Raw genomic sequence first — 14,963 nt, forward strand, 5'->3', positions numbered from 1 at the left:
TCCTCTTGTCAGGTCAGGCGATCAGCGGCCGAACTTCTGGTGCTGGATGCGCTTGGGAATGATGCTGTCGGCGCCCAGGCGACGCATCTTGTCCTGTTCGTAGGCTTCGAAGTTGCCCTCGAACCATTCCACATGGCCGTCACCCTCGAAGGCGAGGATGTGAGTGGCCAGGCGGTCGAGGAACCAACGGTCGTGGGAGATGACCACGGCGCAGCCGGCGAACTCTTCCAGAGCCTCTTCGAGGTTCTGCAGCGTTTCGATGTCCAGGTCGTTGGTCGGTTCGTCGAGCAGGATCAGATTGCCGCCCGAGGCCAGGGTCTTGGCCAGGTGCACGCGGTTACGCTCACCGCCGGACAGTTGGCCGACCTTCTTCTGCTGGTCGCCGCCCTTGAAGTTGAAGCTGCCGACATAGGCGCGGGTGTTGATCTCGCGCTTGCCGACCATCATCACGTCGGTGCCGCCCGAGATGGCCTGCCAGATGGTTTCATCCGGCTTCAGGTCGTCGCGTGACTGGTCGACATAGGCCAGTTTGACCGTCTCGCCGACCTTGATCGTGCCGCCGTCGGGCTGTTCCTGGCCGGTGATCAGCTTGAACATGGTCGACTTGCCGGCGCCGTTCGGGCCGATGACGCCGACGATGCCGTTGGGCGGCAGTTTGAAGGTCAGGTTGTCGAACAGCGTCTTGTCGCCATAGGTCTTTTGCAGACCCTCGACTTCCAGAACGACGTTGCCGAGGCGCGGGCCAGGCGGGATCTGGATGTGGGCGTGCGTCTGGGCGCCGCGCATCGATTCCTGTTCCTCGACCATCCGCTCGTAGGCGGCCAGACGGGCCTTGGACTTGGCCTGACGGGCCTTGGCGCCCGAACGGACCCATTCCAATTCGCGGGTGAGGGCGCGCTGGCGGGCTTCGGATTCCGACTGTTCCTGCACGACGCGTTTGGTCTTAGCTTCCAGCCACGAGGAATAGTTGCCCTCGTGCGGGTGGCCCTTGCCGCGATCCAGCTCCAGCGTCCATTTGGTGACGAGGTCCAGGAAGTAGCGGTCGTGGGTCACGAGGATGACGCAGCCGGGGAAGTTTTCCAGGTGGTGCTGCAGCCAGGCGACGGATTCGGCGTCCAGGTGGTTGGTCGGTTCGTCGAGCAGCAGCATGTCGGGCTTGGACAGCAGCAGGCGGGCCAGGGCCACGCGGCGCTTTTCACCGCCGGACAGGTTGGTGACTTCCCAGTCGTCGGGGGGGCAGCGCAGGGCGCCCATGGCTTGGTCGATCCGGGCGTCGATGTCCCAGACGTCGCCAGCGTCGATCTTTTCTTGGAGGGAGGTCATCTCCTCCATCAGCTCGTCGGTGTAGTTCTCGCCCAGTTCGGCGGCGACTTCGTTGAAGCGGTTGACCCACTGCTTCTCTTCGCACCAGGCCTCGACGTTCTGACGCACGTTCAGGCCCGGATCGAGCTGGGGCTCCTGCTCCAGATAGCCGCGCTTAATGCCGTCGGCGGCGCGGGCCTCGCCGTTGAACTCGTTGTCCAGGCCAGCCATGATCTTCAGCAGGGTGGACTTACCCGAGCCGTTGACGCCGACGACGCCGATCTTGGCGTCGTTGTAGAAGCTGAGCCAGATGTTCTCGAAGATCTTGCGGCCGCCGGGGAAGGTCTTGGTCAGACCCTGCATCTGGAAAATATATTGCTGCGCCATGAGGTGCGGTGCGCCCTTCGGGTTCGTCTGAATGGGGAGTTGCGCCGGATGTAGCGATCCTGCGCGCGAAGGGCAAATATGGCAGGCACAGGGCCGAACGGAACGGCTGTAAAGCTTGTCCGTTGATGACAGTCACACGCCTTGATCCGGCCCGAAACGGGGTGCGGAATGGCGTCATTCTACTCTTGCCAGTCTCGGATGCCCCAGTCTCGGATGCCCATGAAGACCCGATCGATCGTGCTCGCCGCCGCCTTCGCCCTGTCGGCGTGCGGCAATCCCTCGAATTCGAAGGCGCAGGAGGGCGATTTCGCCCAGCCGACACGCACCGCCCCGGCCGATGCGGCGGGGATGAAGTCCAGCTTCGCGCCGGTGGTGCGATCCGCCGCGCCGGCCGTGGTCAATATCTCGGCGCGCAGCGTGCAGCGAGTGCAGGCCGATCCGTTCTTCCAGTTCTTCGGCGGCGGCATTCCCCAGGCGCGGGTGGCGGAATCGGTCGGTTCTGGTGTGATCGTCCGCTCTGACGGGATTGTGGTGACCAACAACCACGTCATCGACGGCGCCCAGCAGATCAAGGTCGTGCTGAACGATCGTCGCGAGTTTCCCGCCACCGTCATCCTGGCCGACGAACGCAGCGACATTGCGGTGCTGAGGCTGGAAAACGTCAGCGACCGCTTGCCAGTGCTGGCCATCGACGATCAGGAAGAGCAGCAGGTCGGTGATCTGGTCCTGGCCATCGGCAATCCGTTCGGCGTGGGCCAGACGGTGACCAACGGCATCATCTCGGCCCTGAATCGGACTGAGACCGGCATTTCCGATAGTGGGTCCTTCATCCAGACCGATGCGGCCATCAATCCCGGCAACTCGGGCGGGGCGCTGGTGGACATGGACGGCGACCTGATCGGCATCAACACCGCCATCTTCTCGCGGTCAGGCTCCTCGGCCGGGGTCGGGTTCGCGGTGCCGGCGGCTATGGTCAAGCGGGTGGTCGACAGCGCGCTGGGCGGCGCGACAGCTGTGGTTCGGCCCTGGCTGGGCGTGAAGGGGGACACCGTCACCGGCGATATCGCTGGCAGCCTGGGCCTGAGCCGGCCGCAGGGTTTGGTGGTCACCGACGTCTACGCCAACGGTCCGGCCGCGCGCGCCGGTATTCGTCAGGGCGATGTCATTACCGCCGTCGATGGTCAGGAAATCAACGACCAGAACGGGCTGAACTACCGCGTCGGTTCGCGCAATCCGAACGATCAGGTGCAGGTGTCTATTCTGCGCGACGGTCGGGCGCAGACGCTGACCGCGCGGGTTCAGACCTTGCCGGGCGACGCCGATCCCAAGCAGGGGGTGACGATCCAGTCCGGTCCCTTCGCCGGCGCCGAGGTCGTGGCGCTTAGCCCCGCTCTGGCGGACCGCCTGGGGGGCGATCCGTTTGCAACGGGCGTCATCGTGACCGGCGTGTCCGGCCGCGGCTATGCGGCCCGTGCGGGCTTCCGCCAGAACGACCTGATCGTCAGCATCAATGGCCGCGCCATCGGCTCAGCCCGCGATGTCGAGGTCGCCAGTTCCGGTCGCGGTCCTTGGGAGGTCGTCGTCAACCGTGGCGGCCGTCAGATCCGCGGCGTGCTGAGATAGGTCGTCAGGCCTTCGTCGGCCCGCCGATCGACCAGGTGTGGCCGAAGGGGTCGCGCAGGACGCCGTAGCGGTCGCCCCAGAATTGGTCCGCCATGTCCAGAACTGGTTCGGCGCCGCCGACGGTCATGGCGCGGGTCCACCAGGCGTCGGGATCGGCGACCTGAAGGTGCAGGGTCACGCCGGCCGGGCGGACATCTTGGGAACCGCCGTATTCCGGAAACTCGTCATTCAACATGACGCTGGCGCCGTTGATCCTCAGGTGAGCGTGCATCAGTCGCTCGCGGTCGTCGGCGAGACGGCGGTCCAACACCTCGGCCCCGAAGGCGATGATGTAGAAGTCGATCGCCGCAGAGGCCCCGCGCGACGGGATGGTCAGGTGGGGCGTCACACCGGAAGTCGGACCCTGGTTGGGCTTGGCGTCGGTCATGAGGGCGGTCTCCGTGTCGGGATGCGATACTAGCGCGTGAAAAGCCGTTGGCGAACGCCTACATAGGTCGCACCCATGAGCGACCTGTTTGAAGCCTCCGGCATTCTGCCCCCCGACGCCCCCTTGGCCGACCGCCTGCGTCCGCGCACGCTGGACGAGGTGGTGGGGCAGGATCATCTGCTGGGGCCAGGCGGGCCGATCCGGCGCATGATCGAGGCCGGGCGGTTGGGATCGATGATCCTGTGGGGACCGCCGGGGACGGGCAAGACCACGATTGCGCGCCTGCTGGCCCAGGCCGCGGGCTATGAATACCAGGCGATCAGCGCGGTGTTTTCGGGCGTCGCCGACCTGAAGAAGGCGTTCGAGGCGGCGCGGATGCGGCGTGCGGCGGGACAGAGCACGCTGCTGTTTGTGGACGAGATTCACCGCTTCAACCGCGCCCAGCAGGACGGGTTTTTGCCGTTCGTCGAGGCAGGCGTGGTGACACTGGTCGGGGCCACGACCGAGAACCCCAGCTTCGAGCTGAACGGCGCCCTCTTGTCGCGCAGTCAGGTCTATGTGCTGAAACGGCTGGACGATGCGGCGCTGGATCAACTGCTGAGCCGGGCCGAGACGCATATGAACCGGACCCTGCCGCTGACGCCGGAGGCCCGTCAGGCGATGCTGGCCCTGGCCGACGGCGACGGGCGGTATCTGCTGACCATGTCGGAGGTGCTGTTCGACCTGCCTGAGGGCGAAAAGCTGGACGTGCAGGGGCTGGCGGGCGTGCTGCAACGCCGGGCGCCCGCCTACGACAAGAGCCGAGAAGAACACTATAACCTCATATCCGCACTGCATAAATCGGTTCGCGGCTCCGACCCCGACGCGGCGCTCTATTGGCTGGCGCGCATGCTGAACGGGGGGGAGGATCCGCTTTATCTGGCGCGTCGGATCGTGCGGATGGCGGTCGAGGACATCGGCGAGGCCGATCCGCTGTCGATCCTGGTCGCCAATGCCGCCAAGGACACCTACGATTTCTTGGGCAGTCCCGAGGGTGAACTGGCCCTGGCTCAGGCGGTGGTGCATCTGGCCACGGCGCCCAAGTCCGTCGGGGTCTATGAGGCGTTCAAGGCGGCCAAGAAGGCGGCCTATGAGACAGGCTCGCTGATGCCGCCCGCCCATATCCGCAACGCCCCGACCAAGCTGATGAAGTCGCTGGGGTACGGCAAGGGCTATCAATACGACCCCGACACGCCCGAGGGCTTCTCGGGCGCCAACTTCTTTCCCGACGAGATGGACCGTCGCACCTTTTACAAGCCCAAGGGCGAGGGTCACGAAGAGAAGGTCAAGGCGCGTTTGGAGCGCTGGGCCGAGATGCGAGCACGGCTGGGGGCGGACGCGTCCGGCGACTGACTGAACGCTGTTCATTGTTGCCAGTCGATAAGGGGGTTAGCGTTCCGGCTTGACATCCTTGGGAGGGGACGATGATCGAGACGGTTAAAACGCCCTGGCATCTGTGGCTGGTGGGCGTGTTGTCTTTGTTGTGGAACGGGTTCGGAGCGTTCGACTTCATCCAGACTACGACGCGGGGCGAGGCCTACATGCGGGCGGCGGGTTTCGACGACGCCATGGTCGCCTATTACGAGGCCATGCCCGGCTGGATGTATCTGCCGTGGACGCTGGGAGTGTGGGGTGCGGTGATCGGTTCGGTGATGCTGCTTCTGCGCCGGCGCTGGGCGGTTCCGGCTTTCGGCCTGTCGCTAGTGGGCGCGTTGATCAGCCTGATCTATGGCAAGTTGATCGATCCTCCGCCGCCGGCGTCGCCCGAACTGGCGGCCATGAGCTGGATGCCGATCGTCATCCTGCTGATTGCGATTCTGCTTTTTGGTTATGCGTTCAATATGCGCAAACGCGGCGTGCTGCGCTGATGGGCTGACGCAGGGCGCGCCGTCGCGTATGGACGCCCCGTGACCCGCGTTCCTGCCGATCTTTCATCCGATGATATCGCCGCCGTCCGGTCGTGGGTGATCCACGAGGATGCGCACGTCATCGCCTTCTCAAAGCCGCCGGGCCTGTCCAGTCAGGGCGGGCGGATCAAGGCGCATACGCTGGACGACCTGCTGTGGGCGTTCGCGCGGTCAAACGGCAAGCGGCCGGAGTTGGTGCATCGGCTGGATCGCGACACCTCGGGCGTGATCCTGGCGGCCAAGACCAAGCCGGCGGCCAGTTTTCTGGGCAAGGCGTTGCAGATGCGGCGTTTCAGGAAACAGTATCTGGCCCTGCTGTCGGCCGCGCCTGATCCCAAGGCGGCGACCATCGACGCGCCGTTGCGCCGCGAGGAGATTGGGCGCGAGAGCTATATGCGGGTCGTCACCTTTGACGCGCCGGGCGCGCAAGGGTCGCAGAGCCGCTATCGGACCTTGGCCGCAGGACCTGAAGGGGCCGTGGTCGAGCTGGAGCCGCTGACCGGGCGGATGCATCAGCTGCGTGTGCACATGGCCCATATCGGTCGGCCGTTGATCGGGGACGTGCGCTACGGCGGCGCCCTGACCACGGCGGTCGGGCCGGCGCCGCGCCTGATGCTGCACGCTGCTAAACTGAGCTTTCCGCATCCCGAGGGCGGGACGACCACGGTCGAAGCCCCGCCGCCTGAGGATTTCGCGACGCTCAGGGCGGCGTTGGGTCTTTAGGCGCGGGCGCTTCAGGGAACGCCGTGTGCGTTTCGGCGCTATGTCGTTGAAAGGATACCTCTGATGAAGCGTCTCGCCCTTGCCCTGACTGGCCTTTCCGCCCTGGCTTTGACCGCCTGCGCCAGCCTGGCGCCCTATGGCGCGCAGATGGGACCGAACGGACAGGGGTATTCCGAGCAGCGGATTGAATCCAACCGCTACCGTGTCACCTACAACGGCGTCGGCGCCGCGGGCCGTGTCGCTGATTGGGCGCTGGTGCGCGCCGCCGACCTGACCACCGAACAAGGCTACGACTGGTTCGAGGTGACGCAGAGCTGGACCGACGGGCGGCCGGGAGGCGCAGGCGGCGTCAGCCCGAGCGTTTCCATCGGCGGCGGCAGCAGCAGATATGGCGGCTATTCGGCCTCGGGCGTCGGCGTGGGCGTCGGTCTGAACTTCAGCGGACCGCAGCCGACCTCGACGACGCTGGAAGTCGTTTTGGGACGCGGCCAGAAGCCGGATCGTCCGAACGCCTATGACGCGCGCGCGGTCCAGAGCTCCATCCCGCGCTGACCATCGCTTTCGGCGCGGGCGGCGTATATATCGCCGCACGATGACACGTTTTCTTCTCGTTGCGGCAGGTGGCGCCATCGGCTCCATGGCGCGCTATGGCCTTGGCCTCGCTGCCGGGCGGCTCGCACCCAATGCCGGTTGGCCCGTGGGCACCTTCGCCGCCAATGTCGCCGGGGGTCTGCTGATGGGTTTGCTCGTCGGCTGGCTGGCGTTCCGGGGCGGGGCGCAGCAGGAGATGGTGCGCCTGTTCGCCGCCGTCGGCGTGTTGGGCGGGTTCACGACTTTTTCGTCCTATTCGCTTGAAGCGGTGCAGATGATCGAGCGCCGCCAGATCGGCCTGGCCGCGGCCTATGTGATTGGCTCGGTGGTTCTGGCGATCGCGGCCCTGTTCGTCGGCCTGATGGTCGCCCGCCGCGCCTTTGGAGTTCCAGCTTGACCGATCAGCCGCCCGCAGCAGATGCGCCCAAACGCGAAGTCCTGACGATCTATGTCGCCGAGGACGAGGACGGCATCCGGCTGGACCGCTGGTTCCGCCGGCGCTGGCCGCACCTGTCCAACATCCAGGTGCAAAAAATGGCCCGCAGCGGTCAGATCCGCGTGGACGGCGCCCGCATCAAGCCCGAAGGCCGACTGACCGCCGGCGCCGCCGTGCGCGTGCCGCCGATCCCCGATGACACTTCTCGCCAAGCGGGGGACGCCCACACCTTGTCCGAAAGGGACATCGCCTTCGCCAAGTCGCTGGTGCTGTACGAAGACGACATGGTCATCGCCTTGAACAAGCCGCATGGCCTGGCGGTGCAGGGCGGGACCAAGACGAGGCGTCACGTCGATCGTCTGCTGTCGGCCTGGGGCGAGGGATTGGAGCGACCGCGCCTGGTCCACCGGCTGGACCGCGACACCTCGGGCGTCCTGCTGCTGGGCAAGGGGCCGGAGGCGGCCAAGCGACTGGCGGGCGCCTTTGCGCGGCGGCAGGCCAAGAAGACCTATTGGGCCATCGTCATCGGCAATCCGAAACCCTATTCGGGTCAGATCGACATGCCGCTGAAGAAGACCGGCATCAACGACTTCGAAATGATGCGACCGGCCGAGCGCAAGGACCCGCGCGCCGAACCGGCCGAAACAGCGTTCTCGACCATCAGCCGCGCCTCGCACCGGGCGTCATGGATGGCGCTGCGCCCCTTCACAGGCCGGACGCATCAGCTGCGCGCCCATATGGCGGGGATCGGCCATCCGATCCTGGGCGATCCGAAATACGGCGACGAGAAATCGCGCGAACTGTCAGGCCCCCTGAAGCTGCAACTGCACGCCCGCAGCATCGAACTGGACCACCCACGCGGCGGCGTTCTCAAGGTCACCGCTCCCTTGAGCCCCGAGATGAAAGCCGGCTTCGCCCACTTCGGTTTCTCCGAGGACGAGGCCGAAGACGATCCCTTCCTGGGCGTGAAGCGAATCCAGTGACGTCGGGCCTCCAAGCGCAGGTTTGGCAGGCGAGGGTCGAAGGGGCCAAGGCTCTGGCCGCCGCCGGGCAGCTTAATGCGGCCTTGGATATGCTGGCGCCGATAGCGCGGCAGGCCGATGCGCCGTGGCAGGCGCTGTCGGTTCAGGCTGATTTGATGAAGCGGGCGGGGCGTCTGGTCGAGAGTGCGGCGCTGTCGCAGCGCCTCGTCGAGGTTCGGCCGCAGAGCGTGCCGGCGTGGCATAATCTGGCGTCCACCCTCGGCGATCTTGGGCGGGCGGCCGAGGCCGAAGTCGCGTGTCGCGCCGCCATGTCGATCGGCGGCGATGCGCCGGAAACCTGGCTGGTGCTGGCGCGGGCGTTGCAGGCGCAGAGCCGCTTCGAAGAGGCCGAGCACGCCTATCGTCAGGCGCTGCTGCGGCGGCCCGGCTATGGCGACGCGCTGCGCGATCTCAGCCAGTTGATCTGGATGCGCGACGCCGATCTGGAGGGCGCCTGCGCGCCGCTGGACGCCGCCATCGCCGTATCGCCAACGACGCCTTTGCTGCGCCAGATCAAGGCGAAGCTGCTGGAATATGCAGGGCAGGGTGACCGGGCCTATCGCACCTTGGTCGCCGGGCCGCTGGATGGGCCGGGGGAATTGGCGGCGGCGCAGGCGTGCCTGAAGCGGGATCCGCGCCGAGCGCTGGACCACGCAAACCGGGCGGCGGCGCTGGCCGGCGGCGAGGTCGCGGCGATTATGGTGACCCAGGCCGAATGCCTGCTGGCTCTGGGTCAGGCCGAGGCGGCGCTGATCCCGATCGAGGCGTTGCGGACGCGCGAGCCGCTGAACCAGCATGTGCTGGCCTTTCAGGCGACGGCGTGGCGGATGCTGGGCGATCCTCGATACTGTGAGCTGTATGACTACGACGCCTTCGTGCGGCCGTGTCGGCTGGAGGCGCCGGAAGGGTGGGCGTCACTGGAGGCCTATCTGGTCGATCTGGCAAAGGCGCTGCACGATCTGCACACATTGAAGACCCATCCGGTAGGCCAGTCGCTGCGCGGGGGATCGCAGACCAGCGCGTCCCTGGCCCAGAACGACGATCCGGCCATTCGCGCCTTCTTCCAGGCCATCGACAAGCCAATCCGCGACTATATGGCGGCGCTGGGCCGTGGCGACGATCCGCTGAGAGCGCGCAATACGGGCGACTATCGCATCCAGGGTAGTTGGTCGGTGCGGTTGAGGCCGAACGGATTTCACGCCGATCATATCCATTCGAACGGCTGGCTGTCCTCGGCCTGCCATATCGAACTGCCGCCGGCGGTGCAGGGCGAGGGCCGCGAGGGCTGGTTGCGGTTCGGCGCGCCGCCCGGCCTGCCGAGCTTGGCACCCGAACACTATGTGCAGCCCCAACCCGGCACGTTGGTGCTGTTTCCTTCCTATATGTGGCATGGCACCCAGCCGTTCGGCGGCGAGGCGTCGCGTCTGACGCTGGCGTTCGACGTCGTGCCGGCCTGATTTGAACGGACCTTCTGATGACCGACCAAGCCACCCCGCATCGCCCGCGTTTCGTCGAACAGTCGCCGGATCGCATCTCCCGCTTCTGGACCGAGGCGGGCGTCGGGCCGCATGCAGACGGGGGCTGGGCCGTGCTGTTAGATGGCCGTGCGCCCAAGACCCCGGCCAAAGCTCCGCTGGTTCTGCCGAACCAGGCTGCGGCGCAGTTGGTCGCCGACGAATGGGCGGCCCAAGGGCAGTTTCTGGATCCGTCGACCATGCCGGCGACGCGGCTGGCCTCGACCGCGATCGACCGGATCGGTCAGGCGCGCGAGCCGGTGGCGGACGAGATCGCCGCCTATGCCGGATCGGACGTGGTCTGCTACTTGGCTGAGCATCCGACGCCGCTGGTCGAACGGCAGGCGCGGGAGTGGGGTCCCTGGCGCGATTGGGCCGCGCGCGAGATGGGTGTGGCGCTGGAGCCGGTCGAAGGCATCGTGCATCGACCGCAGTCTCCGGACGCCATCGCAAAGGTGAAAGCGCATGCCCTGTCGCTGGACGATTTCCGCCTGACCGGTCTGGCGACGGCCGTGCCGCTGCTGGGGTCGGCTGTGCTGGCCTTGGCGGTGGAGCAGGGGGCGTTGGATGGCGGGGCGGCGTTCGACCTGTCGCGGATCGACGAACTGTTCCAGGAAGAGCAGTGGGGCGTGGACGCCGAGGCCGCCGAGCGCACCGAGGCGCGCCGTGCGGAGGCCCAACTGCTTGACCGGTGGTTCAGAGCGCTTGATTAGGGCGCTCGATCAGGGCGCGGGCGGCGTCGTCGAGGCCGCGATCAGCATCGCGCGTTCCTGATCGGTCAGGTGGCGCCAGCGACCCTCGGGCAGGTCGCCCAGCTCCAGCGGGCCGATGCGAATGCGATAGAGATCCACGACCTCCAGCCCGACCAGTTCGCACATGCGGCGGATCTGGCGATACTTGCCCTCGGTCAGGATGAAACGCAGGCTTTGCGGACCCGTCTGGGTCACACGGGCGGGCTTCAGCGGCTTGTCGTTCAGCGACAGGCCGTGGCGCAGCTTGCTCAGCTTGCCTTCGGTGATCTGGCCTTCGACGACGACCAGATATTCCTTGTCCAGTTCGGACGCCGGGCCGATCACCGCCTTGGCGACGACGCCGTCCGATGACAGCAGCAGCAGGCCGCGTGAATCTTCGTCCAGCCGGCCGATGGGGGGCAGGGAGGCGTCGCGGGCAGGCGTCTCGCCCTCGCCGATACGATTGGGCGTCTTCAGCAGTCGCACGGCCGGGGTCTTGCCCGGATCGGGCTGGCCCGAGACGTAACCGACCGGCTTGTGCAGCACCAGGGTCATGCCCGTCGCCAAGGCCGCCTGGGCGGTTTCGTTCAGGGTCAGGGTTTCGCCGGGTTGAATCTTTCGGCCGGCGTCGCTGATCGTCTCGCCATCGATGGAGACCAGACCATTGGCGATCAGGGTATCGGCCTCGCGCCGCGAACAGACGCCGGTCTGGCCCAGCCACTTGTTCACGCGAACGGGTTCGTCGCCGTCATAGGTGCGGGTGAAGGCCATGCGATTCCGTCGTCCAGTCGATGCGGGTGTCTAAAGCCGGGCGGGATCGCGAGCAAGCGGGTCGCCATTTTCAGGATCAGCAAAACCATTCTGTTCGAACTGGCAGGTTGATCCAGACGGGATCTCCACTATATCTGGCGGCATTCCACAAATGATCAAGAGTGCGGGACGATACGCGTCGGACCCGTCGATTTTCTTTTTTCTGGTCATCGGCGTGGGTGGTTCGACAGCGTCGCTTGTCGGATCTGTATCAGTATTGAAACATCTCAAGGAGACGTCTTGTTCGCTCAAAACAAATCTTCCTCAGGCCCCCGTCGCACCGGTTACAACCGTCCTGTTCCCACCCGTCTGCGCATGGGGTTGGTGATGCGGCGTGACATGGCGTTTGGCGAGTTAGGCGACGTGGAGGGCGCGTTGCGGGCCGAGGGCGTGGGCCTGGCCCCGATCTCAACGGGCGACGCCAGCCTGATCGCCGGCGGCGTGACCGTGCTGGCCACCGCAACGGCCAAGGATATCGCCGAGGGGCGTCTGAAGGGTCTGGTCGTGCCAGGCGGTTCGACGGACGAGGCGTCGCTGGCGGCCGTGCGGTCGCTGATCGAGCTGGCGCGCGTGAATGGCCTGACCGTCATCGCCTTCGCGGACGGCGTCGCGCTGGCGGCCGATAGCTTCGGCGTGTCAGCCAATGCCGAGGGCGCGGTGTTCAAGGACGGGGGGGTGACCCTGCTGAACGAGCGGGCCGAGTTGTCGAAGCTGGTCGGCGCGATCGTCTGATCAGACGGCGCGAAACAGCAGGATCAGGTTGTTCGCCGGCATCTGAACCCGCAGCGTGGCCGCAAGGCCATGCGAGCGGGCGAGGGCCTCGACCATTTCGCGATCACGCAAACCCCAGTCTACGTTTCGCGCCTTCAGACTGGCGTCGAAGGCCGCGTTCGAGTCCGCCAGCGGAACCTCGGCCTCGCAGTAGGGGCCATAAAGCGCCAGCAGGCCGCCGGGGCGTCTCAAGACCCGACCGGCCAGATCCATCAGACCCTCGGTCGCCGACCAAGGGCTGATGTGAGTCATGTTCGCACAATAGAGAGCGTCGAACGTGTCGGTCGGCCAAGTCATAGGGTCGCCGGCGTCGAGGGCCAGCGGCGGGTTCAGGTTCGACACAGCGAACTGACGGCTCCAGGCGGCGATGCTGTCGCGGGCCTGGTCGCTGGGATCGCTAGGCGTCCAATCCAGATCCGGCAGGGCGGCGGCGAAGGCGGCGGCGTGTTCGCCCGATCCGGACGCGATCTCAAGCACCGATCCACGCGCCGGCAGATGGGCGCGGAGCACGCGAAGAATCGCCTCGGCGTTTCGACGCGCGGCGGGCGAAGTCAGCGCGCCATCAGGCAGCACAGTGAGAGAATCCAGTGTTTGCACAGGCCCTTCTACCGCTCTGAAGCCGCGATCGCATCTGCGATCTTTTGCCGACGACACCGGTGGACATCGGCGCTTTCGTGCGCGGTTTGACGCGGCGGATACGACGGCGCATTTCGCTTGTAACAGTGCGTGATCGTTATGTGTCGGGTCATGGCGGCGTCAGATCGCCGGGCTCTTTTTGCTCAGGAGACGTCCTTGTCCAATCCTTCCACGCCTGGCTTGCGCCCGGCGCCCACCGCCCATGCCGGGCTGATCGCCTGGGTCGAGCAGATCGCCGCCCTGACCAAGCCCGCCAAGGTCCATTGGTGCGACGGCTCCGAGGCCGAGAAAGAGGCCATCACCGCCGACCTGCTGGCCAAGGGCACCCTGAAGGCGCTGGATCAGACTAAGCGGCCGGGCTGCTACTACGCCGCCTCGGATCCCCGCGACGTCGCGCGCGTGGAGAGCCGCACCTTCATCTGCTCGGACGACGAGGCTGACGCCGGTCCGACCAACAACTGGGCCGATCCGATCGAGATGCGGGATCGTCTGGATGGTCTGTTCGACGGATGCATGGCCGGGCGGACGATGTATGTCGTCCCGTTCTGCATGGGCCCGCTGGGGTCCGAGATCAGCGCCCTGGGCGTCGAGATCACCGACAGCGGCTATGTCGCCCTGTCGATGGGTGTGATGACCCGCATGGGTAAGCCGGCGCTGGATCAGTTGGGCGATAAGGGCGTCTTCGTGCCGGCCGTCCATACGCTGGGCGCGCCGCTGGCCGACGGTCAGGCGGACGTGGCCTGGCCCTGCAACGACGACAAATGGATCGTTCATTTCCCCGAGACGCGGGAAATCTGGTCCTATGGTTCGGGCTATGGCGGCAACGCCCTGTTGGGCAAGAAATGCTACGCCCTGCGCATCGCCTCGATCATGGCTCGCGATGAGGGATGGCTGGCCGAGCACATGCTGATCCTGAAGCTGACGGATCCGAAGGGCCGGGCGAAATACGTCGCCGCCGCCTTCCCCAGCGCCTGCGGCAAGACCAACCTGGCCATGCTGCAGCCCAGCCTGCCGGGCTGGACCGCCGAGACCATCGGCGACGACATCGCCTGGATGCGGTTCGGCGATGACGGGCGACTGTATGCGGTCAATCCCGAGGCCGGCTTCTTCGGCGTCGCGCCAGGCACGAGCCGCAACACCAATCACAATGCGCTGGAAACCCTGGCCTCCAACACCATCTTCACCAACACCGCCCTGACCAGCGATGGGGACGTCTGGTGGGAGGGTCTGACCAAGGAGACGCCCGAAGGCCTGACCGACTGGAAGGGCCGTCCGCACGATCCGTCGTCAGGCGAGCCGGCGGCCCATCCCAACGCCCGTTTCGCGGCGCCCGCCAGCCAGTGCCCGGCCATCGCGCCGGAGTGGGAAGATCCCAAGGGCGTGCCGATCGACGCGATCCTGTTCGGCGGGCGTCGCGCCAGCGCCGTGCCGCTGGTGACGGAGGCGTTCGATTGGGAGCACGGCGTCTTCATGGGCTCGACCGTGGCGTCCGAAGGCACGGCGGCGGCTGAGAACAAGGTGGGCGAACTGCGCCGCGATCCCTTCGCCATGCTGCCCTTCTGCGGCTACAATATGGGCGACTATTTCGCCCACTGGCTGAAGATTGGCCAGGGGCGAGACGCCTCGAAACTGCCGCGCATCTTCTTCGTCAACTGGTTCAGGAAGGATCAGGACGGCCGCTTCGTCTGGCCCGGTTTCGGCGACAATGCGCGCGTGCTGAAGTGGATCAGCGAGCGCATCGACGGCGACGCCGAGGCGGTCGACACGGCGGTCGGGCGCGTGCCGTCAGTCACGGCCTTGGACCTGTCAGGCCTGGACCTGACGCCGGCTCAATTGTCGACCCTGCTGGACGTCGATGCGGGCGTCTGGGCCGAAGAGGCGGCGCTGATCCCCGACTTCTATCGCCAGTTCGGCGATCGTCTGCCGACTGCCCTGTGGGACCAGCACTCGGCCTTGGTCGCGCGTCTGGACGACGCCGGCGCGGCCTCGATGGCGGCGGAATAGGCGAACGCCATCTTGCAATAGGATCGTCGCGGGTCGATCA

At 66.3% G+C, this 14,963-nt stretch carries 15 protein-coding genes; 11 read left to right on the plus strand and 4 right to left on the minus strand.

The window, feature by feature from the left end:
• Positions 1-21 precede the first annotated feature (21 nt).
• On the minus strand, positions 22-1,689 hold the full coding sequence (gene ettA / locus KAK88_RS07365; RefSeq protein ID WP_242078469.1) for an energy-dependent translational throttle protein EttA: 1,668 nt from the start codon (positions 1,687-1,689) through the stop codon (positions 22-24).
• Positions 1,690-1,908: 219 nt separating this feature from the next.
• Here ettA and KAK88_RS07370 point away from each other — a divergent pair, with 219 nt between their 5' ends.
• A complete protein-coding gene (locus tag KAK88_RS07370; RefSeq protein WP_242078470.1) occupies positions 1,909-3,312 on the plus strand; it encodes a Do family serine endopeptidase in 1,404 nt (467 codons plus the stop codon).
• Between the two features lie 4 nt (positions 3,313-3,316).
• Here KAK88_RS07370 and KAK88_RS07375 read toward each other — a convergent pair whose 3' ends face one another.
• Positions 3,317-3,739: a VOC family protein gene (locus KAK88_RS07375; protein ID WP_242078471.1), complete on the minus strand. Its 423-nt coding sequence runs from the start codon at positions 3,737-3,739 to the stop codon at positions 3,317-3,319.
• A 75-nt stretch (positions 3,740-3,814) separates the two neighbouring features.
• Between KAK88_RS07375 and KAK88_RS07380 the strand changes: the two genes are divergently transcribed.
• From KAK88_RS07380 to KAK88_RS07415, 8 genes are all read left to right on the plus strand, one after another.
• Positions 3,815-5,131, plus strand: a complete 1,317-nt coding sequence (locus KAK88_RS07380) for a replication-associated recombination protein A (protein ID WP_242078472.1) — start codon at positions 3,815-3,817, stop codon at positions 5,129-5,131.
• 71 nt (positions 5,132-5,202) lie between these two features.
• Positions 5,203-5,646, plus strand: coding sequence for a hypothetical protein (locus KAK88_RS07385; protein ID WP_242078473.1), 444 nt, complete (start codon positions 5,203-5,205; stop codon positions 5,644-5,646).
• A gap of 39 nt (positions 5,647-5,685) precedes the next feature.
• On the plus strand, positions 5,686-6,408 hold the full coding sequence (locus KAK88_RS07390; protein ID WP_242078474.1) for an RluA family pseudouridine synthase: 723 nt from the start codon (positions 5,686-5,688) through the stop codon (positions 6,406-6,408).
• 63 nt (positions 6,409-6,471) lie between these two features.
• Positions 6,472-6,960, plus strand: a complete 489-nt coding sequence (locus tag KAK88_RS07395) for a CC0125/CC1285 family lipoprotein (protein ID WP_039247208.1) — start codon at positions 6,472-6,474, stop codon at positions 6,958-6,960.
• Positions 6,961-7,000: 40 nt separating this feature from the next.
• The gene (gene crcB / locus KAK88_RS07400) at positions 7,001-7,396 is read left to right on the plus strand and encodes a fluoride efflux transporter CrcB (RefSeq protein WP_039247210.1); all 396 of its coding nucleotides are present in this window, start codon (positions 7,001-7,003) and stop codon (positions 7,394-7,396) included.
• Positions 7,393-8,418, plus strand: a complete 1,026-nt coding sequence (locus KAK88_RS07405) for an RluA family pseudouridine synthase (RefSeq protein WP_242078475.1) — start codon at positions 7,393-7,395, stop codon at positions 8,416-8,418. Before crcB ends, KAK88_RS07405 begins: the two co-directional genes overlap by 4 nt.
• The gene (locus KAK88_RS07410; RefSeq protein ID WP_242078476.1) at positions 8,415-9,914 is read left to right on the plus strand and encodes a putative 2OG-Fe(II) oxygenase; all 1,500 of its coding nucleotides are present in this window, start codon (positions 8,415-8,417) and stop codon (positions 9,912-9,914) included. The genes KAK88_RS07405 and KAK88_RS07410 overlap by 4 nt, the downstream gene beginning before the upstream one ends.
• A 17-nt stretch (positions 9,915-9,931) precedes the next feature.
• A complete protein-coding gene (locus KAK88_RS07415) occupies positions 9,932-10,684 on the plus strand; it encodes an ATP12 family chaperone protein (RefSeq protein WP_242078477.1) in 753 nt (250 codons plus the stop codon).
• A gap of 9 nt (positions 10,685-10,693) precedes the next feature.
• Here KAK88_RS07415 and KAK88_RS07420 read toward each other — a convergent pair whose 3' ends face one another.
• Entirely contained in the window at positions 10,694-11,473 is a 780-nt protein-coding gene (locus KAK88_RS07420) for a pseudouridine synthase (protein ID WP_242078478.1), read from the minus strand.
• A 366-nt stretch (positions 11,474-11,839) separates the two neighbouring features.
• On the opposite strand from KAK88_RS07420, the gene KAK88_RS07425 reads away from it, so the two are divergent.
• Positions 11,840-12,244 carry a hypothetical protein gene (locus tag KAK88_RS07425; RefSeq protein WP_242078479.1) on the plus strand — a complete coding sequence of 135 codons (405 nt, stop codon included), beginning with the start codon at positions 11,840-11,842 and terminating at the stop codon, positions 12,242-12,244.
• Here KAK88_RS07425 and KAK88_RS07430 read toward each other — a convergent pair whose 3' ends face one another.
• Entirely contained in the window at positions 12,245-12,793 is a 549-nt protein-coding gene (locus tag KAK88_RS07430) for a DUF938 domain-containing protein (protein ID WP_242078480.1), read from the minus strand.
• Positions 12,794-13,075: 282 nt separating this feature from the next.
• On the opposite strand from KAK88_RS07430, the gene KAK88_RS07435 reads away from it, so the two are divergent.
• Positions 13,076-14,923 (plus strand): phosphoenolpyruvate carboxykinase (GTP), encoded by a 1,848-nt coding sequence (locus KAK88_RS07435; RefSeq protein ID WP_242078481.1) that lies wholly within the window; start codon positions 13,076-13,078, stop codon positions 14,921-14,923.
• Positions 14,924-14,963 lie beyond the last annotated feature (40 nt).

Origin of the sequence: Brevundimonas diminuta, from assembly GCF_022654015.1 — a bacterium.
Lineage (GTDB): Bacteria > Pseudomonadota > Alphaproteobacteria > Caulobacterales > Caulobacteraceae > Brevundimonas > Brevundimonas diminuta_C.

Bases quoted from the DNA above. Each gene is read 5' to 3' on its own strand.
- KAK88_RS07420 (WP_242078478.1), bottom strand. From the start codon at position 11,473: ATGGCCTTCACCCGCACCTATGACGGCGACGAACCCGTTCGCGTGAAC.
- KAK88_RS07395 (WP_039247208.1), top strand. From the start codon at position 6,472: ATGAAGCGTCTCGCCCTTGCCCTGACTGGCCTTTCCGCCCTGGCTTTG.
- KAK88_RS07370 (WP_242078470.1), top strand. From the start codon at position 1,909: ATGAAGACCCGATCGATCGTGCTCGCCGCCGCCTTCGCCCTGTCGGCG.
- KAK88_RS07375 (WP_242078471.1), bottom strand. From the start codon at position 3,739: ATGACCGACGCCAAGCCCAACCAGGGTCCGACTTCCGGTGTGACGCCC.
- KAK88_RS07415 (WP_242078477.1), top strand. From the start codon at position 9,932: ATGACCGACCAAGCCACCCCGCATCGCCCGCGTTTCGTCGAACAGTCG.
- KAK88_RS07425 (WP_242078479.1), top strand. From the start codon at position 11,840: ATGCGGCGTGACATGGCGTTTGGCGAGTTAGGCGACGTGGAGGGCGCG.
- crcB (WP_039247210.1), top strand. From the start codon at position 7,001: ATGACACGTTTTCTTCTCGTTGCGGCAGGTGGCGCCATCGGCTCCATG.
- KAK88_RS07385 (WP_242078473.1), top strand. From the start codon at position 5,203: ATGATCGAGACGGTTAAAACGCCCTGGCATCTGTGGCTGGTGGGCGTG.
- KAK88_RS07380 (WP_242078472.1), top strand. From the start codon at position 3,815: ATGAGCGACCTGTTTGAAGCCTCCGGCATTCTGCCCCCCGACGCCCCC.
- ettA (WP_242078469.1), bottom strand. From the start codon at position 1,689: ATGGCGCAGCAATATATTTTCCAGATGCAGGGTCTGACCAAGACCTTC.